The sequence below is a fragment of the Mycobacterium sp. NGS18 genome (assembly GCF_059813185.1).
This window is the reverse complement of the sequence record NZ_JCALEC010000002.1, coordinates 527,465-548,490: the sequence shown is the minus strand read 5'-3', so window position 1 is coordinate 548,490 and position 21,026 is coordinate 527,465. Positions and strand designations below refer to the sequence as shown.

Genomic DNA, 21,026 nt, shown 5'->3' with positions numbered 1-21,026 from the left:
CGGCGTCTCCGATAACACCGGTCGCTGCATCACTCCTGCGCGTTTACCCGACGCGGTACCGGTTCACACCGGGGTCAATGCGCGGCGGCGTCCCAGGACCGCCCGTAGCCGACCGCGACCTCCAGCGGGACGCTGAGCTCATAGGCGCCGCCCATCTTGTCGCGCACCAGCTTTTCCAGCGGCTCGCGTTCGCCGTCGGCCACCTCGAACAGCAGCTCGTCGTGCACCTGCAGCAGCATCCGGGACCGCAGGCCGGAGGCCTTCAATGCCTGGTCGACGTTGATCATCGCCACCTTGATGATGTCGGCGGCGCTGCCCTGGATCGGGGCGTTGAGGGCGGCCCGCTCGGCGGACTCGCGGACCTGACGGTTGCTGCTGTCCAGCTCCGGCAGGTAGCGCCGCCGGCCCAGCACCGTCGAGGTGTAGCCGTCCTTGCGGGCCTGCTCGACGACCTGGTGCAGGTAGTCCCGCACCCCGCCGAACCTGTCGAAGTAGGCGTCCATCTGCTCTTTGGCCTCTTCGGTGGAGATCTTGAGCTGCTGGGCCAGCCCGTAGGCGCTCAGCCCGTAGGCCAGGCCGTAGGACATCGCCTTGACCCGCCGCCGCATATCCGCGGTCACCTCGTCGATCGGCACGCCGAATGCCCGCGACCCGACGAACGAGTGCAGGTCCTCGCCGGTGTTGAAGGCCTCGATCAGGCCGGCATCGCCGGACAGGTGCGCCATGATGCGCATCTCGATCTGGCTGTAGTCGACGGTCATCAGCTCGCTGTAGCCATCCCCGACCACGAACGCGTCCCGGATCTGCCGGCCGGCGTCGGTGCGGATCGGGATGTTCTGCAGGTTGGGCTCGGTAGAAGAAAGCCTGCCAGTCGCAGCGATGGTCTGGTTCAGCGTGGTGTGGATACGGCCATCGGAGGCAACGGATTTCAGCAGGCCATCGACGGTCACCTTGAGGCGGGTGACGTCGCGGTGGGTCAGCAGGTGCTCCAGGAACGGGTGGCCGGTCTTGTCGAAGAGCGACTGCAGCGCGTCGGCGTCGGTGGTGTAGCCGGTCTTGGTCTTCTTGGTCTTGGGCATGCCCAGCTCATCGAAGAGCACCACCTGCAGCTGCTTGGGTGAGCCGAGGTTGATCTGCTTGCCGATCACCGCGTAGGCGGCTTCAGCGGCGTCGCGGATCTCGTCGCCGAAGCGGCTCTGCAGCTGGCTGAGGTGATCGAGGTCAACCCCGATCCCGGCGGTCTCCAGGTCGGCCAGCACCCGCTGCAACGGCAACTCGATGTCGTCGAGCAGCCCGCCCGAGTCGATGCGGGCCAGTTCGGCGTCGAGGGCCTCGGCCAGGTCCGTGACGGCGCGGGCCCGCAGCAGTGCGGTCGCGACGGCCTGGTCGTCGACGCCGTCGGTGTCGTCGAGCAGCGAGAGTTGTTGTTGCTCATCTGATTCGGCGCGCAGCTCGCGGCGCAGGTAGCGCACCGACAGGTCGTCGAGGCTGAAGCTGCGCTGCCCGGGCCGGACCAGGTAGGCGGCCAGGGCGGTGTCGGAGGTGACGCCGTCGAGGGCCCAGCCGCGGCCGGCGAGGTCATGCATCGCCAGCTTGGCTTCGTGCAGCGCCTTGGGTTTGTCCGGGTCGGCCAGCCAGGCGGCCAGCGCGGCCTCGTCCTCGGCGGTCAGCGTCGCGGTCTCGAGGTAGCCGCCGTCACCGTCTCCGGCGGCGATCGCCAGCGCGGTGGTGTCACTGTCGAAGCTGCGGTGGCTGCCGATGACGGCCAGCCCGGCACGACGTCCGTCGGCGGCATGGTCTGCCAGCCAGGCTCCGACCGTGCCGGGTTCGAGTGCCCCACCGCGCACCTCGAAGCCCTCGTCCACCTCGGGCTCGGCGGTGGCCAAGGTCTCGAACAGCCGGTCGCGCAGCACCCGGAACTCGAGGTCGTCGAAGAGCTGGTGGATCTGCTCGCGATCCCATGGCACCAGCCGCAGCGTGTCCGGGGTTTGAGCCAGCGGCACATTGCGCACCAGGTCGGTGAGTTCGCGGTTGAGGATCACGGCGGAAAGGTTGGCGCGCAACGCGTCTCCGACCTTGCCCTTGACCGTGTCGACCTTGTCGACCAGCCCCTGCAGCGAGCCGTACTCAACGATCCACTTCGAGGCGGTCTTCTCCCCCACCCCCGGGATGCCGGGCAGGTTGTCGCTGGGGTCGCCGCGCAGTGCCGCGAAGTCCGGATACTGCGCCGGGGTCAGGCCGTACTTGTCCACCACGGCCTCGGGGGTGAACCGGGTCAGGTCGCTGACGCCTTTGCGGGGGTAGAGCACGGTCACGTTGTCGTTGACCAACTGCAGCGCATCGCGGTCACCGGTGACCACCAGTACCCGGTAGCCCTCGGCGTCGGCCTGGGTGGCCAGGGTGGCGATCAGGTCGTCGGCCTCATAGCCGGCCTCGGACAGGGTGGTGATGCCCAGCGCGTTGAGGACTTCCTTGGTGATGTCGATCTGGCCGCGGAACTCGTCGGGAGTGCTCGAGCGGGTCGCCTTGTACTCGGGGAAACGCTCGGAGCGGAAGGTCTGCCGCGAGACGTCGAACGCGGCGGCGACGTGGGTGGGGGTTTCGTCGCGCAGCAGGTTGATCAGCATGGCGGTGAACCCGTAGACGGCGTTGGTGGTCAGACCGCTGCGGGTCTTGAAGTTCTCCGCAGGCAGGGCGTAGAAGGCCCGGTAGGCCAGCGAGTTTCCGTCCAGCAGCAGCAACGTCGGTGTGGTCTGGGTGTCTTGCGCAGCGTCGGTCGGGGCGGTCTTGGCTGGGCTCACGGACCCAACTCTATGCACCCGGCACCGACACCCGTCGGCGCCGGTGGAATTGCAACACGTTTCAGTTTTGCCACCGGGGTTGGGTAGGCTGACCGGGTGCCAGATGTAGCCTCGCAACCGGCCATCGACGGGTGGTACGCCACCGACGACGCCGGCCTTCCCCACCTGATCGGCGCCAAGTGTCCGCAGTGCGCCACCTATGTCTTCCCGCCGCGGGAGAACAACTGCCCCAATCCCGCCTGCGATGGCGACGTGCTGGAGCCGGTTGCCCTGTCGCGGCGCGGCACGATTTGGAGCTACACCGAGAACCGGTACCTGCCTCCGGCGCCGTATCCGCCCAGCGATCCGTTCGAGCCGTTCGCGATCGCCGCGGTCGAGCTGGCTGACGAGGGCCTGATCGTGCTGGGCAAGGTCGTCGAGGGCACGCTGGCCGCGGATCTGAAGGTCGGTATGGAGATGGAGCTGACCACGATGCCGCTCTACACCGACGACGACGGCGCGCAGCGCACCGTTTACGCGTGGAAGAAGGTGGACGCATAATGCCACGTGCCGCGACGATGCAGAGCGGAGCTTGCGGAGCGATGAGGAGGAGCGGCACCAATGGCTGAACCGCTGTACATCCTGGGTGCGGGCATGCACCCGTGGGGCAAGTGGGGCCGCGACTTCACCGAGTACGGCGTGGTCGCCGCCCGTGCCGCGCTGGCCGACGCCGGCCTGAACGCCACGCAGATCCAGTTCATCGCCGGCGCGGACACCATCCGCAACGGCTACCCGGGTTTCATCGCCGGTTCGACGTTCGCTCAGAAGCTGGGCTGGAACGGGGTCCCGGTGTCGTCTTCGTATGCCGCCTGCGCGTCGGGTTCGCAGGCGCTGCAGAGCGCGCGCGCCCAGATCCTGGCCGGGTTCTGCGACGTGGCGCTGGTGATCGGCGCCGACACCACCCCCAAGGGCGCGTTCGCCCCGGTCGGCGGTGAACGCAAGAACGACCCGGACTGGCAGCGCTTCCACTTGATCGGGGCGATGAACCCGGTGTACTTCGCGCTGCTGGCGCGCCGCCGCATGGACCTCTACGGCGCCACCTCCGAGGACTTCGCTCAGGTGAAGGTGAAGAACTCCCGGCACGGTCTGTCCAACCCGAATGCCCGCTACCGCAAGGAATCCGCGGTCGAAGACGTGCTGGCCAGCCCGGTGGTCTCTGACCCGCTGCGCCAGCTCGACATCTGCGCCACCTCCGACGGCGCCGCCGCGCTGATCGTGGCCAGTGCCGAGTTCGCGAAGAAGCACCTGGGCTCGCTGGAGGGTGTGCCGTCGGTGCGCGCGGTGTCCACCGTGACCCCCCGCTACCCGCAGCACCTGCCCGAATTACCGGACATCGCAACGGATTCCACCGCGGTGGTGGCGGCCCCCGAGCGGGTGTTCAAGGACCAGATCCTGGACGCGGCCTACGCCGAGGCCGGGATCGGCCCGGAGGACGTCAGCCTGGCCGAGGTCTACGACCTGTCCACCGCGCTGGAGATCGACTGGTACGAGCACCTGGGGCTGTGCGCCAAGGGCGAGGGCGAGCAGCTGCTGCGCAGCGGCGCCACCACCATCGGCGGCAAGGTGCCGGTGAACCCGTCCGGCGGGCTGGCCTGCTTCGGTGAGGCGATCCCGGCGCAGGCGATCGCCCAGGTGTGCGAGCTGACCTGGCAGCTGCGGGGTCAGGCCGCGGGCCGGCAGGTCGAGGGCGCCACAGTGGGTGTGACGGCCAACCAGGGCCTGTTCGGGCACGGCTCCTCGGTGATCGTCGCCCGGTAGTTTTTCCGCGATGGCAGAAACCGTCGTCGTCAAGGTCAAGCCGGGCAGCCGCAAAGGCCCCCTGGTCGAGACCGACGACGGCCAGCTGACGGTCTACGTGCGCGAGCCTGCGGTGGACGGCAAGGCCAACGCGGCGGTGATCCGGCTGCTGGCCGCGCATTTCGGGCTGCCGCCCAGCCGTGTCGAGCTCGCGTCGGGCGCCGGGGCGCGGGTCAAGCAGTTCCGGATCACCCGCTGACGCCGCTGCCCGCCCGCGAGATTGCGCTCACGCAGGAGCCCACTCGCACTTCTCCTGGTTGCAATCTCGGCGCAGGGCCAGGCCGTCAATCGAGAACCCGCACCGTCCCCTGCGAGCCGTCGATCTCCACCAGCGCGCCATCCGGGATCACCTGGGTGCCGTTGCCGGTCCCGATCACACAGGGGATTCCGAGCTCGCGGGCGATGATCGCCGCGTGTGACATCGTGGCACCCACATCGAGCACCATGCCGGCCACCGTCATGAATGTCGTCACCCAGGACGGGTCGGTGGTCCGGGCGATGAGCACGTCGTCGGCGCCGAGGACGACATTCGTACCTGGACTGATCACCACACGCGCCCGCCCGCGCGCACAACCCGGACTCGCCGCGATACCGGTGATGGCCGAGTGAGGTCCTTCAGCGCCGCCGGGTACCGGCTCGTCCCGTCCCTCGATGATCGACAGGGGCGGCTCTACCGCCGCGAACTGCGACCGAACCCGCTGGCGGACAAGGACCTCCGACGCTGTAAGACACGTCTTGGTCTTGAGCTCGTCGAGCGTGTACCAGACCGCGTCCTCATCGAGGAACGACATCGCATGGCGGACGACATCAAGGTCTTGCAGGAATGCCACTTTGCCCACCTCGCGTCCGACCACAGCTCGGCGGGCCGTGGCGATCAGCTGCGCGACCACCCGTCGGCGCGAACGCGGCCACGATGCAGTCAGTCGCATTTGCGCTGCGCGTCGGTCCGCGCGCCGATTGTCCAATGCCGCACGGGGATCGCGGGAATCGCCCCGGCCGGCCAATGCGCGCGCTACCTGCAGCACCGGCTCGGGATCCTGCCGCCACGATGACGCCGCGACCTCTCCTTCGTCGGGTCCGTGAAATCCGTGCCGGTGGAGGAAGCATTCCAAGGAGATTTGACCGTGGGCCAGCTGCCACAGATCGGTGGCCAGGTGCGCTTCGGGAAGGTCGCCATCCGCCGAGACGAGGTCTATCGCGCGGCCTCCGGCAACGCGCTCGACGGCCTGGTAGAGGTTCTGGCACACATTCGTCTGCATCGAGTGCACGACCATGGTCTCGCCGAATCGCGCCGCGGCCTCGAGCAGAAGCGCCATCGGATCGGCGACGGGCCGCCAGACGTCCCGCTCCCACGACCGGCGTGAGGCCTCGCTCACCGCGCGCAGGCGCCGTTGCAGCAGAGCCAGATTGATCGGTGCCCGGCGCGCCATCCGCAGCGCAGTCGCGATGCGCACCCGTACCGCTGCCGAGTCCACATCTTCTGCCTCACCGAAAAACTGCTCACTGAAAGCACCCGCGTCCATCCCGGGGATCTGGGCGACCTGGCTCACCAGCAGGTCGACCGAGAGCGCCGGCCAGCCACGGACGAGCCTGACGACCTGCGCGTGCCGGTCGTCGTTTTTCGCCACGACACCGAGTCGGATCTGGGATTGCCGGTGACCATTGTTGAGTCCGGCGCTCCAAATCGACCAGGTGAGAGGCGTCGGCACACCGGGCACGGCCTCAGCGATGTTCGCGCGGGTCCAACGGCTTCCGGGTGGTCGCGGTGGATCGTAGAACTCGACCGCGGTTGCTCGGGCGGCGAATGTGTCGAATGCCGTGATCGGGCGTGCTTGCAGAATCCAGGTTCGCCCTTGCTGATCGAAAGCCCACTCGATGTCCTGGGCAACGCCGTACCACTGCTCGATACGCAACGCGTACTCTGCGACTTCGCGAATCTGGTTGGCGGACAATACCGGAGCCGCCAATTCCTGGCTTTCTTCAGTCGCCATGATGGCCATCGAAAGCTTGTCGACGACGACCCGGTCGGGCGGCTCCAGCCCGGCGACAACGGACTGTCCCAGTCCTGAGGCCGCTTCCACGACCAGCCGGTCAGAGCCGCCGGTCACCGGATCTGCGGTGAACACCACACCCGCACTCGCCGAGGCGATCTGGCGCTGAACCACGACGGCGATACCGCAATTCTGCGCCGCCAAGCCCCGCGCACCGATGTACTGATCGACGACCGCCGAGGTCGCCGAGATCCAGCACCGCCGAACAGCGTCGATCAGATCCGCAGTACCCCTGACGTTGAGAACCGTCTCGAAGATACCGGCGTGGGAGGCCGTCACGCCGTCCTCGGCCACGGCCGAGGAACGGACGGCCACGGCAACGTCGTCGCCCATGGCCCGGTAGTTGGCGGCGATGGCATCGCGTAAGGCATCAGACGCCGAGCCCGCCGCGGTGGCTGACCGGTAGGCCGGAACGCCGATCACGAACCCATCCGGCACCGGAAACCCGGCAGCAACCAGCTCACCCAGATTGGCGCCCTTGCCGCCGGCGAAAGCGACGTCGCTCGCGCGGACATCGGCCAGCGGCCTGACAAACGATGTGCTCATGCACCCAACTTGATGATGCGACCCGCCCCGGACATTGCCCTGATCTTTGCGCCCCGTTGGCTATCACGCCAGCCTCTTTTGCATCAAATGGCGCGGTGGCGGGTTTCCCATACGGGCCTTGACACCCGTCAATCTCCTGAGAAGATGGCCCGGCGTTGAACTATTTCACCTCATCGATGTGCAACTAAATACGACTTGCATTCATATTTAATCGCGGCCGTAGGTCCCACGTGCTGCACGTCCCGGCACCACCACGGGCGACCACACGCTAATTACCTGCCGGTAACGCGCGCCTCTCAACCGCCACCGCGCCGCGCCGCAACGCCCCACGCAGCCCGTTTGGAACACGTTCTATTTTTTTGTATGCAAATTAGGTTTTCTTCAGTTAGTCTCATGTTCGTTCGTCACGGTGCTGTGCATCACATACCCGAAGGAGTCCCCTTGCACGCCAAGCTTCGCCCCTACGCCACCGCCGGTGTGGTGATCGCCGGCGCCGGCCTGATCACGGCCACCCCGGCGGCCGCGCCGTTGCCGACCATTCCCGAGGTCCAGTCCCATGCCGTGGCTTTGACCGGTGCGTACCAAGACGTCATCAATGCCGCCTCGGCCAACCTCACCACCATGCTGAACAACTGGTACTTGGCACCCGGGGTGGGAATGCAGCAGTTCTGGGCCAACCAGCTGAGCTACGCCGACCAGTTGGCCAACGACCCGGCCGGCTCCACCAATGCGGTCAACGAGCAGATCCAGTTGCACCTGAACGCGGTGATCTCCGGCTGGGCCCTGCAGGACGCCACCGCGGAGACTCGGACCACAATCCTCAACCACACCATGGACGGCACCCACCAGCTGATGTTCGGCCAAGTCGCCGGGTACCTGCCCGCCGATGTGGACCCCAACCAGATCCTGCCGATCATCGACATGCTGGGCTCGCCGGCCAGCGCGGTCCTGATGGGCATGATCGGCCCGATGATCAGCCCCTGGGTCGCCTTGCTGAACAGCATCACCGACGGCGACAACCTCGGTGACACCCTGACCAACATGTGGGGCGCCACCCTCAATGGCGCCACTCTCAACCTCGACGCCCTGCTGCCGATGATCAACGAGGCCGGGTTCTTCCCGGCCGGCATGAACATGGACCACCTGGACTTCGCCTTCGGCGGGCTGCTGTCCACAGGTGTGGCCGCGGTGAGCTACCAGGTACTCGGCCCCGGCGGTGAGGTCGCTGCCGAGGTGCCCGCGGTCGGCGGCTCGCTCTTCCAAAGTGTCGGTTTGGAATTCAGCGGTGTCCCGGTCCTGGGCACCTTGGACCTCAACAGTGCGGGCATCGGTCCGATCGCCGCGTGGCAGGCCTGGGGCCAAACCGTCGGCGCGCTGCTCGGATCGGGTTGGGACGGCAAAGGGCCGGTGGTCGTCACCCCGCCGTTGGCGGATGCGAATCTGCCGCTGCTGCCCACCGACGCCCTCGATGACGGCGGGACCGGCGCGGCATCCGATGCGTTCGGCTGGCTCGGCGATCTGTTCGGCCTCTGATATCTCCCAACATCTTTAGAAAGGTTTCCCTCACGATGAGTCGTCATCACACCAGCGCCCGCCGCCACTCCCGTGCGGTCGGTGCTGCCAGCGCTGTAGGCGCGTTTCTGGCCTTCGGGATGACCCCCGCCACTGTCGCGACCCCGGCGCACGCCGACGAGTTCGATTGGATCGCTGATCTTTTCGATACCTCGGCGTGGGTGGATCCCGGCCCGGCCGAGGTGGGCTCCTTCGACTGGACCACGACGATCGATCAGTGGTTCTACGACCCGATCCACGACAGTCTGCAGGCCTGGATCACCAGTGACTTCGGCGAGATGGTCAACGGCTGGATCAACACCTCAGCCGGGCAGTTCCTGATCGGCAACGGCGTCGACGGCACCGAGGCCAACCCCGACGGCGGCAATGGCGGACTGTGGTTCGGTGATGGCGGCGACGGCTGGAACAGCACCGAGGCCGGGATCGACGGCGGCAACGGCGGCAATGCGCCGGGCTGGCTCGGCGACGGCGGCAACGGGGGCGACGGTGGAGTAGGCGCCGACGGCGGTGCCGGAGGGGCCGGTGGAAACTGGATGGGCAACGGCGGCAACGGCGGCAACGGCGGCGCCTCCCTCGACCCGAGCGTCAACGGCGGCAACGGCGGCGCCGGCGGCAACGCCTCCGCGTGGTTCTTCGGCAACGGCGGCAACGGCGGCATCGGCGGTGCCGGTACCGATGGAATCGCGGGTACTTTCGCCAACGGCGGTGACGGTAACGGCGGCGCCGGCGGGCTCGGCGGCAGCGGCGGCAGCGGCGGCCGCAGCGGATTCACGTTCGGAAACGGCGGCAACGGCGGCAACGGCGGGGCCAACGGCACTGGCGGCGACGGCGCCGCCGGCACCCTCGAGCACCTCGACGGCGGCAACGGCGGCAACGGCGGCGTCGATTGGAGCGTCGGCCACGGCGGGGCAGCCGGTGCCCGGGGCTCCACCATCTTCACCAGCCCGATGTACGGACAGGCCGGCCAACTCGGTCACGCCTCCGACGGGGGTAACGGCGGCAACGGCGGCAACGCCTACCAAGACGGCAACGGCGAGTATCTCGGCAACGGCGGCAATGGCGGCACCGGCGGTTACGGCGGCGGCTACACCACACCGACCGGGATAGGCGGCGACGGCGGCAACGGCGGCAACGGCGGCGCCGGTATCAACGGCGGCAACGGCGGCAACGGCACCACTGCCAGCAACAGCGACCCACAAACCGGCATCCCCGGCGGCAAGGGCGGCGACGGCGGCAACGGCGGCTTCGCCAGCGCCGGCAAGGGCGGCAACGGCGGCAACGGCGCCACCGGCCGCGGCGGCGGCGGCGGCGAAGGCGGCAACGGCGGCAACGGCGCCACCGATGACCCCACCGTCCAGACCATCGGCGGCAAAGGCGGCAACGGCGGCAACGGGTTCAGCCCGGGCCCCGGTGGCAACGGCGGCAACGGCGGCACCGGCACCTACGCCGGCGGCAACGGCGGCAACGGCGGCAGCGGCGGTAGCGGCGGCGGCCATGCCGGAGGTAACGGCGGAACCGGCGGCACCAGCACCGGCTGGCAGCACGACGGCACCAGCTACAGCCGAGGCGGTGACGGCGGCAACGGCGGGCGCGGCGGTGGCGGCAACGCCACCGCGGATGCCGGGTCTGGTGGTGCTGGTGGCGCCGGCGGCGATGGCGCAACCGGCAACGATGTCGTCAGCGTCGGCGGCAAGGGCGGCAATGGCGGTGACGGCGGCTCCAACTCCGGCAGCATCCTGTCGGGCGGCCGTGCGGGCGGCGATGGCGGTGCCGGCGGGGCCGGCGGCTCAGGAACCGCATCGGGCGGCAATGGCGGCAACGGCGGCAACGGCGGAGCCGGAGCAACAACAGCCGGCAATGGCGGCGCGGGCGGCACCGGCGGGACTAGTGGCGGCGTCGAAACGCCGGTCAACGACCTGGGTATCGGGCCCAGCCATGCGGGCAACGGCGGCGCCGGCGGCAACGGCGGCGTCGGGGGCGGCTACGTCGCCGGCGGTGCTCCCTCCACCGATCCGATCGGCGGGAACGGCGGCAACGGCGGCAACGGCGGCAACGGCGCCGGCGCCGTCAATGGCGGCACGGGCGGCAACGGCGGTGGCGGAGGCGCAGTCGGCGACACCGCGGGCGGGCCCGGCCAGCCCGGCACGGCGCCCACCGGGACGACCGGCGGCACCGGCGGCACCGGCGGCACCGGCGCTCACCCGGCACCCGCGGGGTAGGCCCAGGCGACAAGCGGCGAAGGCCCGGTACGCGACGGCGTGCCGGGCCTTCGCATCGACGGGGCGCGCGCGGCGCGGCGTGGCACTCAGCCGCTCAGCACACCTCGCCGGGTCAACTCGGCGATCACGATCTCCGCCCGCATCTCCGCGCGCGTCATGTTGGCAGCCCGGGCGGCGTCAGGGTCACGCCGGCGAATCGCTGCGGCCTCGGCTTCGTAGGTGGGCAGGAACTCTGCGTGGCCCCTGGGATAGCTGCCCCAGAACCCCCGCGGGGCGAAGACGCGCGCGGCGACAATCGCCGCCTGCAGCGGCGGGCCGGCGTACTCCTCGATGATGATGCTGCGGAACGCATAGGCCGCCTCTTGAAACTCCGCTTGCCCGGTGCCCGCCTGGATGTTCCGCAGCGCCGCATCAAGTTCAGCCAAGACGCGCGGCGTCGGGTTGGTCGCCGCCCTTGCCGCGGCGATGCAGTTCAATGCCCCATGCAACTCGTGCTGCTCGCGGACGACGGCCTCATCGAACCGGCTGACAAAGACACCGCGGTGGTAACGGCTGGCCAACATCCCCTGCTGTTCAAGCTGGTCGATGCCCTGCTGAACCGGCAGCCGACTGACGCCCAGGGCCGTCGCGATCGCGTCACGATTGATCCGGTCGCCGGAGCGCAGCTCGCCGGCCAGCACCAGGTCGACGATGTGATTGACGACCAGGTCCTTGTCTTTGACCCCGTATTTCTTGGGCATCGATGGGCCTAGCCTGGGGCCTCTGCTGACGCTTCCCTCGACGAATCGAGTTGCAGCGGCAACGATTCCAACCCGGTGCGGCCCCGGAAATACATTTCTTGCCCCTAAAGAACCCGACGTTCGATCGACCCACCGTAGCTGGCCTACCAACAGCGAGGCGACCTGTCACTCCGACCGGAACCCGTTGAGCACGCCTCGCATGGACAACTCGGTGAGCACCACCTGGGCTTGCAGGCGCGCTCGGTGCATGCAGGCCGTCCTCGCGGCATCCGGGTCGCGCTGATGGATCGCAGCAGCTTCCGCTTCGTAGCTGGGCAGGAACTCCTCGTGGTCGTTAACGTAGCTCCCCCAGAATCCGCGCGGCATGAAGACCCGTGCCGCGCTGATCGCCGCCTGTAGCGGCGGGCCGGCGTATTCCTCGACGATGATTCGGCGAAAGGCGTAGGCCGCGTCTTGAAACTCGGCCGGCGCCTCATTGGCGCGCAGATCTCGCAGTGCGGCATCCAGTTCGGCCAAAACCCGCGGGGTCGGGCTGGTTGCCGCCCGCACCGACGCGATGGCGTTCAACTCCCCGTGCAACTCGTGCTGTTCGCGGACGACGTCCTCGTCGAACCGGCTGACAAATACGCCACGGTGATAACGGCTGGCCAGCATGCCCTGTTGCTCGAGTTGGTCGATCGCCTGCTGAACCGGCAGCCGACTGACACCCAGCGCCCGCGCGATCGCATCACGATTGACGCGTTCACCGGAGCGCAGCTCGCCGGCCAGCACCAGGTCAACGATGTGATTGACGACCAGGTCCTTCTCTTTGATCCCGTACTTCTTCGGCACCGCAATCCCTAGCCGGAAGCGTCGCCAGATGTCTCCCCCGGCGAATCCGCCTGCGGTAGCAACTCTTCCAGCGTCGCCCGGGCGATCCGGCGGAATGCCCGCTTCGGCCGGTTGGCATCCAAAATGGCCACCTCCAGGGTGCCCGGGCCCAACTCCCGCTGTTCGGCACCGTTGCCGGAGTCGGTCTTCTTCAGCGCGTTGACCGCGATGTGCAGGGCGTCGGCCAACTCGGCGTTCTCGGTGTAGGAGTCCTTGAGCGCGGCGATCACCGGCTCGGTGGTGCCACCCATCACCACGAAGTGCGGTTCATCGGTGATCGACCCGTCGTAGGTGATCCGGTACAGCTCAGGGGCTTTGGTCTGCCCCTGGTAGGCCACCCCGGCCACGCACAGCTCGACCTCGTAGGGCTTGGCCTGCTCGGTGAAGATCGTGCCCAGAGTCTGGGCGTAGACGTTGGCCAGCTGGCGTGCGGTGACGTCACGGCGGTCGTAGGCATACCCGCGGGTGTCGGCGAACTGGATTCCGCCGCGACGCAGGTTCTCAAACTCGTTGATCCGGCCCGCGGCGGCGAACCCGACCCGGTCGTAGAGCTCGCTGATCTTCTGCAGTGAGCGCGAGGGGTTTTCGGCGACGAACAGCACGCCGTCGGCGTAGGCCAGCGCCACCACGCTGCGGCCGCGGGCGATGCCTTTGCGCGCGAGCTCGCCGCGTTCACGCATCGCCTGTTCGGGCGAGATGAAATACGGGAAGCTCATTTCTTACCCGCGCCCTTCTTGTTTGCGCCGGCCTTGGGTGTGGACCCCCCACCGCGAGTACGGCTCTCGATGATCTCCCGAGCCAGTTCGGCGATCCGCTCCTCGGGAACGTCGACAGCACCGTCGGCGCCGATCGTCACCGCAGTCGGGTAGATGCCGCGCACCAAATCCGGTCCGCCGGTGGCCGAGTCGTCGTCGGCGGCGTCGTACAGCGCCTCGATGGCCACCCGCAGCGCCGAATCCGAGTCGGTCACCTGTCCGTAGAGCTTCTTCATCGACGACTTCGCGAACAGCGACCCGGAGCCCACCGCCTGGTAGCCCTCCTCCTCGATGTTCCAGCCCCCGGCGGCGTCGAACGACACGATGCGCCCGGCGTGCTCGACGTCGGCCTCGTCGATGTCATAGGCCACCAGCAGCGGCAGCGCCAGCAACCCCTGCATCGCCGCACCCAGGTTGCCCCGCACCATGATCGCCAGCCGGTTGACCTTTCCGGCGAACGTCAGCGGCACCCCTTCGAGCTTCTCGTAATGCTCCAGCTCGACGGCGTAGAGCCGGGCGAACTCGACGGCGATCGCCGCGGTGCCGGCGATGCCGGTGGCGGTGTAATCGTCGGTGATGTAGACCTTCTGGACGTCGCGCCCGGCGATCATGTTGCCCTGGGTGGAGCGCCGGTCGCCGGCCATCACCACACCGCCGGGGTATTTCAGCGCGACGATCGTGGTGCCGTGCGGCAGCTCAGCGCCTGCGGTCGAACTCAAGCCCGCGCTGCCCGCCGGCAACAGATCCGGCGCCTGGCGGCGCAGGAAGTCCGAGAACGACGACAGGTCTACCGAGTTGGACGGCAGCCCCGGGAGCGTGGATTGGACGGGTAGGCGGTCATGGAAGGGCCAGCTCACTGGCCGCCCTTTTGGACGTACGCGCGCACGAAGTCCTCCGCGTTCTCCTCCAGCACGTCGTCGATCTCGTCGAGCAGGTCGTCGGTCTCCCCGGTCAGCTTCTCGCGACGCTCCTGGCCGGCGGCCGCGGGACCGGTGGGGTCGTCCTCGTCGCCACCGCCACCGCCACGCTTGGTCTGCTCCTGAGCCATCGCTGCCTCCTGCATCTACATCGGCTTGCGCATCACGCGCACGTCGGTTTCTCCACCCTACCGGTCGACACCGCGTCGCCGGCGGGCTTAGGTGGTGAGTTGTTCGACCAGTTCAGCCGCGCTGTCCACCGAGTCCAGCAGCGCCCCGACGTGCGCCTTGCTGCCGCGCAGCGGCTCCAGGGTGGGAATCCGGACCAGCGACTCCCCGCCCAGGTCGAAGATCACCGAGTCCCAGCTGGCCGCGGCGATGTCGGCGCCGAACCGGCGCAGGCACTCCCCGCGGAAGTAGGCACGGGTGTCAGGCGGCGGATTGTCTACCGCGTCGAGCACCTGCTGTTCGGTAATCAGCCGCTGCATGGAGCCGCGGGCGACCAGCCGGTTGTAGAGGCCCTTGTCCAGCCGGACGTCGGAGTACTGCAGGTCGATCAGGTGCAGCCGGGGAGCCGACCAGCTCAGGTTCTCCCGCTGCCGGAAACCCTCCAGCAGGCGCAGCTTGGCCGGCCAGTCCAGCAGGTCGGCGCACTCCATCGGGTCGCGTTCCAGCTGGTCGAGAACCCGCGCCCAGGTCTCGATGATGTGGGTGGCGCGCGGATCGGGATCGCGGGCGTCGACCAGCTTCGCCACCCGGTCCAGGTAGATCCGTTGCAGCGCAAGGGCGGTCATCTCCCGGCCGTCGGCCAGCGCGACGGTGGCCCGCAGCGTCGGATCGCGGCTGATCACGTGCACCGCACGCACCGGCCGGGCCAGAACCAGATCACTCAGGTCGATGCCGTGCTCGGGGCCGTCCTCGATGAGGTCGAGCACCAGCGCGGTGGTGCCGACCTTCAGATACGTCGAGGTCTCGGCGAGGTTGGCGTCGCCGATGATGACGTGCAGCCGGCGATACTTGTCGGCGTCGGCGTGCGGTTCGTCGCGGGTGTTGATGATGCCGCGCTTGAGGGTGGTCTCCAGGCCGACCTCGACCTCGATGTAGTCGGCGCGCTGGGAGAGCTGGAAGCCCGGTTCGTCGCCCGCCGGGCCCAGACCGACGCGACCGGACCCGCAGATCACCTGGCGGGACACGAAAAACGGGGTCAGCCCGGCGATGATCGCCGAAAACGGCGTCTGCCGGCTCATCAGATAGTTCTCATGGGTGCCGTAAGAGGCGCCCTTGTTGTCGATGTTGTTCTTGTAGAGCTGCAGCTTGGCGGCCCCGGGCACACTGGCCACGTGGCGGGCGGCGGCCTCCATCACCCGCTCGCCGGCCTTGTCCCAGATCACCGCGTCCATCGGGTCGGTGACCTCGGGCGCGGAGTACTCCGGGTGGGCGTGGTCGACGTAGAGCCGGGCCCCGTTGGTCAGGATCATGTTGGCCGCGCCGACCTCGTCGGCGTCGATGATCGGCGGGGGCCCGGATGAGCGGCTCAGGTCGAAGCCGCGGGCGTCGCGCAGCGGGGACTCCACCTCGTAGTCCCAGCGCGTGCGCTTGGCGCGCGGGATTCCGGCCGCCGCGGCATAAGCCAGCACCGCCTGAGTGGAGGTCAGGATCGGGTTAGCGGTCGGATCCGACGGCGAAGCAATGCCGTATTCGACTTCCGTCCCGATGATCCGTTGCATGGCCTCAGCCTAGGCGAGGCCATCAGCGGTGCCCGTTGGTGCGTAGGGTCCGGTGGGCCATCTCCTGGGCCGCGGCGATGATGACGTTCGCGTCCGGCTCGGTCTCGCCCAGGTACGCGGCGTTCAACAGGCCGTCGACGGCGTAGTACAAAAGTCCTGCCGTAGTGGGCGGATCGGCCACCGATGCGGCCCCGGCCTTCACCGCGGCGGCGATGGCATCAGCGAGCAGCGTGATGACCTTCGAATCGGCCAGGCGCAGTTGGCGCAACCCGTCGCCGGAGGCTTGTGAGAACACCGCCCGATGCAGGGCCGCATTGGCGATGTCGTAGCGGATCATCTGCTCGATCAGCGCATCGATCGCCGCGGGCCAACCGGGGCCCGGGGGCGTGGCCGTGGTGAGCTGCTCTCGCACGGTCGCCAAGAAGGTCTCCAGGTAGTCGGTCCACAGCCTGGCCAGCAGGTGATCCTTGGAGTCGAAGTACAGGTAGAACGTTCCCTTGGCGACTTGAGCCGCCGCGGTGACTTTTTCCACCGTCAGCTCGGTCGGCCCGTCGGCCAGCAGCAAGCCGCGGGTCACCTCCAGCAACTGACGTTCCCGTTGTTCGGCGGGCAACGTCGTGCGCCGTCTTCGAGATCCCTGCTGCGCCAAGGCACCTCTCCTTTCCGCGACATCGGTGCCGCCGGTGCCGAACACGTTGACAGTGCCGTGAAGCCACCGCTACGGTAACATGACTGACGGTCAGTCACTAGCTTAGCCGGCCGGACGAAGGAGGCTCGCATGGCAACAGCACACGTCACTCAGGACATCGCCGTCGACGAGAGTCGCACCAGCGCCCTGAGCCTGATGGCACTCGGCCGGGTAATCCTCGCCGGCATCTCACTGGTCGCACCGCGGGGATTCGCCAAAATCCTCGGAGTCACGCCCTCCCCCGAACTCACCTACATGACCCGAATCTATGGCGCACGGGCATTCGCGATGGGCCTGGGCTACCTCACCAGCGGCACCACGGAACGCCATCGCTGGAGGCGGCTCGCCCTGGTGGTCGACACCACCGACACCGTCAACGGCTTCGGCCACCTGGTGCGCCGAGATCTGCCGCTGCGGGCGGCTCTGAGCATGGTCGCCCTCACCGGGACCTATGCGGCTATCGGCGCGACCAAAGTCGCAACCGAGCAGTTCCGGTAGATCCGAGGCTTACAGGTACTGGCCCAGGTTCGACTCGGTGTCGATGGCCCGGCTCGCACTGGAGCTCTTGCCGGTGACCAGGGTGCGGATGTAGACGATCCGCTCGCCCTTCTTGCCCGAGATCCGTGCCCAGTCATCGGGATTGGTGGTGTTGGGCAGGTCCTCGTTCTCGGCGAACTCGTCGACGATCGAGTCCAGCAGGTGCTGGATGCGCAGGCCGGGCTGGCCGGTCTCCAGCACCGACTTGATCGCGTTCTTCTTCGCCCGGTCGACGACGTTCTGGATCATCGCCCCGGAGTTGAAGTCCTTGAAGTACATGACTTCCTTGTCACCGTTGGCGTAGGTGACCTCCAGGAACCGGTTGTCGTCGATCTCGGCGTACATCCGGTCGACGACCTTCTCGATCATCGCCTTGATGCACGCGGCACGGTCGCCACCGAACTCGGCCAGGTCGTCGGCGTGCACCGGCAACCCCACGGTCAGGTACTTGGAGAAGATGTCTTGCGCGGCTTCGGCATCCGGGCGCTCGATCTTGATCTTCACGTCGAGCCGGCCAGGACGCAGGATCGCCGGGTCGATCATGTCCTCGCGGTTGGAGGCGCCGATCACGATGACGTTCTCCAGCCCCTCCACGCCGTCGATCTCGCTGAGCAACTGGGGAACCACCGTCGTCTCCACGTCCGAGGAGACACCGGTGCCACGGGTGCGGAAGATCGAGTCCATCTCGTCGAAGAACACGATCACCGGGGTGCCTTCGGACGCCTTCTCCCGGGCCCGCTGGAAGATCAGCCGGATGTGGCGTTCGGTCTCGCCGACGAACTTGTTGAGCAGCTCGGGGCCCTTGATGTTGAGGAAGTACGACTTGGCCTCGTGGGCGTCGTCGCCGCGCACCTCAGCCATCTTCTTGGCCAGCGAGTTGGCCACCGCCTTGGCGATCAGCGTCTTACCGCAGCCGGGCGGGCCGTAGAGCAGCACACCTTTGGGCGGCCGCAGCGCGTACTCCCGGTACAGCTCCTTGTGCAGGAACGGCAGCTCCACGGCGTCGCGGATCTGCTCGATCTGGCGGCCCAAACCGCCGATGTCGCCGTAGCTGACGTCGGGCACTTCCTCGAGAACCAGGTCTTCGACCTCGGCCTTGGGGATGCGCTCGAAGGCGTAGCCGGCTTTGGTGTCGACCAGCAGTGAGTCGCCGGGGCGCAGCTTGCGCGGACGCCAGTCGTCGGACGCCGCATCCGGATTGCTATCGGGCAGATCCGCGGCGACCAACGGCTCGGCCAGCCACACGATGCGCTCCTCGTCGGCGTGGCCCACCACCAGCGCCCGATGCCCGTCGGACAACACCTCGCGCAGGGTTGAAATCTCCCCGACCGATTCGAAGGCGGTGGCCTCAACCACGGTGAGCGCCTCGTTGAGCCGCACCGTCTGGCCCTTTTTGAGCGTGCTGACGTCAATGTTCGGCGAGATGTTCAGCCGCATCCGGCGCCCGGAGGTGAACACGTCGACGGTCTCGTCCTCGTGGCTGGCGAGCAGCACGCCGTACCCGCTGGGCGGCTGTCCGAGCCGGTCGACCTCCTCACGCAGGGCCAGCAGCTGCTGACGTGCGTCTTTAAGGGTGTCCATCAGCTTGGAGTTGCGCGCGGTCAGCGAGTCGATGTGCGATTCGAGCTGCCGCACGTCGCGCCCGACACGGGCGGTGTCCTGCGGGGCGTTGTCCAACTGTTCGCGCAGCACCGCTGCCTCGCGGCGCAGCTCCTCCAGCTCGGCCAGGTCGTCGTCGGGCGCGCCCGTCCCCCCGGACGCATCGAAAGCCTCAGAACGCTTTGAGTCTTCCATGTCGTTCATGTTGCGCTCCTTTCCCGAACTGGAAGTTGAAGCGACGGATACCTCAACGCTACCGGCCATTGTGCATTCGCGTGCGCTGTGGCAATCCGACACACCGGGAAACGCTGTTAGCCTTGGTAACGATTCCAGCCGTCGAAAGGACCTTTGTGACCGCGAAATACCTAGCCACAGGCATCGCAGCAGCCGCGCTCGTCGGGGCGGCCGCAGCAGGTGTGACCTCGGTTGCAACCGTCACCCCGCAGGTGCAGTTGACGGTGTTCGGCGCGCCGCTGCCGCTGGACCCGCCGGCCGCGGTGCCGGCGCCCGAGCAGCTGACCGACATTCTCAACACGCTGGCCGACCCGGGTATCCCCGCCGCCGGCAAGTCGTACCTGATCGAGGGTGGGCTGGGGCCCGTCGAGAGCAGCATCATGGACCGCAAGATGTCCAAGGCCGCCGCGAACGGCAAGTTCCCGCTGGCGATCAGCGTGGCCAACATCTCCCCGGCCGGCCTCGGCGCGGCCACCGCGGACGTCACCGCCTCCGGGCCGCAGATGGAGCCGCGCACGGTCAACCTGACGTTCGTGGACCAGGGCGGCTGGAAGCTGTCCAAGACCTCGCTGATGACGCTGTCGCAGATGACGTCGTCGAACTGATCGCAGCTGGCATGTTCCGGCCGCGCCTCGCCTTGATCACCGCTCTGGCGGCGGTGCTGGCGCTGTCGGGCTGCACCGGCCACCAGTCGGCGCAGGCGCCGGTCGAGGAGCCCTCGACATCGGGGTCGACGTCGACGGCCGCTGCTGCGCCGGTGTCGGCGATGCCGGCGCCTGAGGCACTGACCGACGTGCTCTACCGGCTGTCCGATTCGGAGGTTCCCGGCGCGGAGAAGGTGGGCCTCGTCGAGGGCGCCAAGCCCACCGATGCCGAGACCATCGACAAGTTCGCCACCGCACTCAAAGACGGCGGATATCTACCGCTGAGCCTCGAGGCCGCCGGGCTGACCTGGTCGGACCGCCACCCGGGCAACGTGACCGCCGACGTCACCATCAACACCGCCAACCCCGACACCGGCGCGTTCACGTTCCCGATGGAGTTCACGCCGCACGACGCCGGCTGGCAGCTATCCCAGGAGACCGCCAAGACGTTGCTGGCGTTCGGCAAAGCGCACGCCGACTCATCTGCGCCTCCCGCGCCCTAGCCATGTGGATCGGCTGGTTGGAGTTCGACCTGCTGCTCGGTGACGTGCATTCGCTCAAGCAGAAGCGGTCGGTAGTGCGCCCGATCGTCGCGGAGCTACGTCGCAAGTTCAATGTCTCAGCGGCGGAGGCGGATTCGACTGATCTGCACCGGCGCGCCGGGATCGGTCTGTCCGCGGTGTCCGGCGAGCGAGCCCATCTGGTGCAGGTGCTGGACGCCGCCGAGCGCCTGGTGGCCGACCGCCCGGAGATCGAGCTGCTGTCGGTGCGCCGCGGGCTGAGCCGCAGTGACGACTGAGGCTGCCACGCAAGCGGTTTCACCGGGGTTGAGGAGGCGATCAGACGATGCCGAGTTGGCGTGACACCGTGAGTGAACAGGCGCAGCGCGACCTTGACGAGCTCACCGCCGCTGCAGTCGACTTCGCTCTGGCTGGCATCAAGGCAGGCGGTGAGTTCCGGCCGTTCACGTTGGCGGTGTCCGTCGACGGCGAGGAACAGGTGATCGCCCCCGACTACCCCGCATCGGCCGATCTGACCGTCGTCGAACAACTGGCGGCGCATTGGCGAGCCGTCACCGAGGTCAAGGACAGCCTGCGGGCCGCGGTCGTGGCGCTGAACGTCACCTTGACCGAGCAGCGCTGCGACGGAATCGAGTTCAGCGTCGAGCACCGCGACGGCGCGGCGATAGGACTGATCTTTCCGTACACGATCGGCGCCGACGGTGCCGTGGACGTGGAACCGCCGTCGGAGCATGCGATGAGCCCACGGCTGTGGGGCCCCGAGGCCTGA

20 protein-coding genes are annotated in these 21,026 nt (G+C 68.1%); 10 read left to right on the top strand and 10 right to left on the bottom strand.

Annotated features, from left to right (window positions below; translation table 11 throughout):
- Positions 1–74 precede the first annotated feature (74 nt).
- Positions 75–2,801: a DNA polymerase I gene (gene polA, locus AC5Y31_RS06105; protein ID WP_499978870.1), complete on the bottom strand. Its 2,727-nt coding sequence runs from the start codon at positions 2,799–2,801 to the stop codon at positions 75–77.
- A gap of 96 nt (positions 2,802–2,897) precedes the next feature.
- On the opposite strand from polA, the gene AC5Y31_RS06100 reads away from it, so the two are divergent.
- The 3 genes from AC5Y31_RS06100 to AC5Y31_RS06090 are packed head-to-tail and all read left to right on the top strand — an operon-like array spanning position 2,898 to position 4,836.
- Positions 2,898–3,341 (top strand): Zn-ribbon domain-containing OB-fold protein, encoded by a 444-nt coding sequence (locus tag AC5Y31_RS06100; protein ID WP_065023618.1) that lies wholly within the window; start codon positions 2,898–2,900, stop codon positions 3,339–3,341.
- A 60-nt stretch (positions 3,342–3,401) separates the two neighbouring features.
- Positions 3,402–4,598: a lipid-transfer protein gene (locus tag AC5Y31_RS06095; protein ID WP_499978867.1), complete on the top strand. Its 1,197-nt coding sequence runs from the start codon at positions 3,402–3,404 to the stop codon at positions 4,596–4,598.
- A gap of 10 nt (positions 4,599–4,608) precedes the next feature.
- A complete protein-coding gene (locus AC5Y31_RS06090) occupies positions 4,609–4,836 on the top strand; it encodes a DUF167 domain-containing protein (RefSeq protein WP_499978864.1) in 228 nt (75 codons plus the stop codon).
- An 85-nt stretch (positions 4,837–4,921) separates the two neighbouring features.
- Here the strand turns inward: AC5Y31_RS06090 and AC5Y31_RS06085 are convergent, their stop codons facing one another.
- Positions 4,922–7,234 (bottom strand): PEP/pyruvate-binding domain-containing protein, encoded by a 2,313-nt coding sequence (locus tag AC5Y31_RS06085; protein ID WP_499978859.1) that lies wholly within the window; start codon positions 7,232–7,234, stop codon positions 4,922–4,924.
- A gap of 441 nt (positions 7,235–7,675) precedes the next feature.
- Between AC5Y31_RS06085 and gjpA the strand changes: the two genes are divergently transcribed.
- Together gjpA and AC5Y31_RS06075 are read left to right on the top strand one after the other, a co-directional pair.
- Positions 7,676–8,767: an outer membrane porin GjpA gene (gene gjpA, locus AC5Y31_RS06080; RefSeq protein ID WP_499978857.1), complete on the top strand. Its 1,092-nt coding sequence runs from the start codon at positions 7,676–7,678 to the stop codon at positions 8,765–8,767.
- A gap of 35 nt (positions 8,768–8,802) precedes the next feature.
- On the top strand, positions 8,803–11,025 hold the full coding sequence (locus AC5Y31_RS06075; protein WP_499978855.1) for a PGRS repeat-containing protein: 2,223 nt from the start codon (positions 8,803–8,805) through the stop codon (positions 11,023–11,025).
- 86 nt (positions 11,026–11,111) lie between these two features.
- Here AC5Y31_RS06075 and AC5Y31_RS06070 read toward each other — a convergent pair whose 3' ends face one another.
- The 7 genes from AC5Y31_RS06070 to AC5Y31_RS06040 form a co-directional block, all read right to left on the bottom strand.
- The gene (locus AC5Y31_RS06070) at positions 11,112–11,765 is read right to left on the bottom strand and encodes a GntR family transcriptional regulator (protein WP_499978853.1); all 654 of its coding nucleotides are present in this window, start codon (positions 11,763–11,765) and stop codon (positions 11,112–11,114) included.
- Between the two features lie 165 nt (positions 11,766–11,930).
- A complete protein-coding gene (locus tag AC5Y31_RS06065; RefSeq protein WP_499978851.1) occupies positions 11,931–12,596 on the bottom strand; it encodes a GntR family transcriptional regulator in 666 nt (221 codons plus the stop codon).
- An 8-nt stretch (positions 12,597–12,604) separates the two neighbouring features.
- Positions 12,605–13,351, bottom strand: coding sequence for a proteasome subunit alpha (prcA, locus tag AC5Y31_RS06060; protein ID WP_499978849.1), 747 nt, complete (start codon positions 13,349–13,351; stop codon positions 12,605–12,607).
- Positions 13,348–14,247 (bottom strand): proteasome subunit beta, encoded by a 900-nt coding sequence (gene prcB / locus AC5Y31_RS06055; RefSeq protein WP_499978847.1) that lies wholly within the window; start codon positions 14,245–14,247, stop codon positions 13,348–13,350. Before prcB ends, prcA begins: the two co-directional genes overlap by 4 nt.
- A complete protein-coding gene (locus tag AC5Y31_RS06050) occupies positions 14,244–14,438 on the bottom strand; it encodes a ubiquitin-like protein Pup (RefSeq protein ID WP_013828730.1) in 195 nt (64 codons plus the stop codon). The genes prcB and AC5Y31_RS06050 overlap by 4 nt, the downstream gene beginning before the upstream one ends.
- Positions 14,439–14,525: 87 nt before the next feature.
- Positions 14,526–16,034, bottom strand: coding sequence for a depupylase/deamidase Dop (dop, locus tag AC5Y31_RS06045; protein ID WP_499978842.1), 1,509 nt, complete (start codon positions 16,032–16,034; stop codon positions 14,526–14,528).
- A 22-nt stretch (positions 16,035–16,056) separates the two neighbouring features.
- On the bottom strand, positions 16,057–16,683 hold the full coding sequence (locus AC5Y31_RS06040) for a TetR/AcrR family transcriptional regulator (protein WP_499978840.1): 627 nt from the start codon (positions 16,681–16,683) through the stop codon (positions 16,057–16,059).
- Positions 16,684–16,812: 129 nt separating this feature from the next.
- Here AC5Y31_RS06040 and AC5Y31_RS06035 point away from each other — a divergent pair, with 129 nt between their 5' ends.
- Complete coding sequence (locus tag AC5Y31_RS06035; protein ID WP_499978839.1) at positions 16,813–17,220, top strand: hypothetical protein; 408 nt, start codon at positions 16,813–16,815, stop codon at positions 17,218–17,220.
- A 9-nt stretch (positions 17,221–17,229) separates the two neighbouring features.
- Here the strand turns inward: AC5Y31_RS06035 and arc are convergent, their stop codons facing one another.
- Entirely contained in the window at positions 17,230–19,053 is a 1,824-nt protein-coding gene (gene arc, locus AC5Y31_RS06030) for a proteasome ATPase (protein WP_065023630.1), read from the bottom strand.
- A gap of 155 nt (positions 19,054–19,208) precedes the next feature.
- Between arc and AC5Y31_RS06025 the strand changes: the two genes are divergently transcribed.
- The 4 genes from AC5Y31_RS06025 to AC5Y31_RS06010 all read left to right on the top strand — a co-directional run bounded on the left by AC5Y31_RS06025 (position 19,209) and on the right by AC5Y31_RS06010 (position 21,026).
- Complete coding sequence (locus AC5Y31_RS06025; protein ID WP_499978837.1) at positions 19,209–19,697, top strand: MTB12 family secreted protein; 489 nt, start codon at positions 19,209–19,211, stop codon at positions 19,695–19,697.
- Between the two features lie 11 nt (positions 19,698–19,708).
- Positions 19,709–20,239, top strand: a complete 531-nt coding sequence (gene lppK / locus AC5Y31_RS06020) for a lipoprotein LppK (protein ID WP_499978835.1) — start codon at positions 19,709–19,711, stop codon at positions 20,237–20,239.
- A gap of 2 nt (positions 20,240–20,241) precedes the next feature.
- Positions 20,242–20,535, top strand: a complete 294-nt coding sequence (locus tag AC5Y31_RS06015) for a DUF503 domain-containing protein (protein ID WP_065023606.1) — start codon at positions 20,242–20,244, stop codon at positions 20,533–20,535.
- 68 nt (positions 20,536–20,603) lie between these two features.
- Positions 20,604–21,026, top strand: coding sequence for a hypothetical protein (locus tag AC5Y31_RS06010; RefSeq protein ID WP_499978833.1), 423 nt, complete (start codon positions 20,604–20,606; stop codon positions 21,024–21,026).

Excerpts from the sequence above, each read along its gene's own strand:
- AC5Y31_RS06070 (WP_499978853.1), bottom strand. The coding sequence starts at position 11,765 with ATGCCCAAGAAATACGGGGTCAAAGACAAGGACCTGGTCGTCAATCAC.
- AC5Y31_RS06075 (WP_499978855.1), top strand. The coding sequence starts at position 8,803 with ATGAGTCGTCATCACACCAGCGCCCGCCGCCACTCCCGTGCGGTCGGT.
- lppK (WP_499978835.1), top strand. The coding sequence starts at position 19,709 with ATGTTCCGGCCGCGCCTCGCCTTGATCACCGCTCTGGCGGCGGTGCTG.
- AC5Y31_RS06095 (WP_499978867.1), top strand. The coding sequence starts at position 3,402 with ATGGCTGAACCGCTGTACATCCTGGGTGCGGGCATGCACCCGTGGGGC.
- arc (WP_065023630.1), bottom strand. The coding sequence starts at position 19,053 with ATGGAAGACTCAAAGCGTTCTGAGGCTTTCGATGCGTCCGGGGGGACG.
- AC5Y31_RS06090 (WP_499978864.1), top strand. The coding sequence starts at position 4,609 with ATGGCAGAAACCGTCGTCGTCAAGGTCAAGCCGGGCAGCCGCAAAGGC.
- AC5Y31_RS06085 (WP_499978859.1), bottom strand. The coding sequence starts at position 7,234 with ATGAGCACATCGTTTGTCAGGCCGCTGGCCGATGTCCGCGCGAGCGAC.
- prcA (WP_499978849.1), bottom strand. The coding sequence starts at position 13,351 with ATGAGCTTCCCGTATTTCATCTCGCCCGAACAGGCGATGCGTGAACGC.
- AC5Y31_RS06015 (WP_065023606.1), top strand. The coding sequence starts at position 20,242 with ATGTGGATCGGCTGGTTGGAGTTCGACCTGCTGCTCGGTGACGTGCAT.
- dop (WP_499978842.1), bottom strand. The coding sequence starts at position 16,034 with ATGCAACGGATCATCGGGACGGAAGTCGAATACGGCATTGCTTCGCCG.
- AC5Y31_RS06050 (WP_013828730.1), bottom strand. The coding sequence starts at position 14,438 with ATGGCTCAGGAGCAGACCAAGCGTGGCGGTGGCGGTGGCGACGAGGAC.
- AC5Y31_RS06035 (WP_499978839.1), top strand. The coding sequence starts at position 16,813 with ATGGCAACAGCACACGTCACTCAGGACATCGCCGTCGACGAGAGTCGC.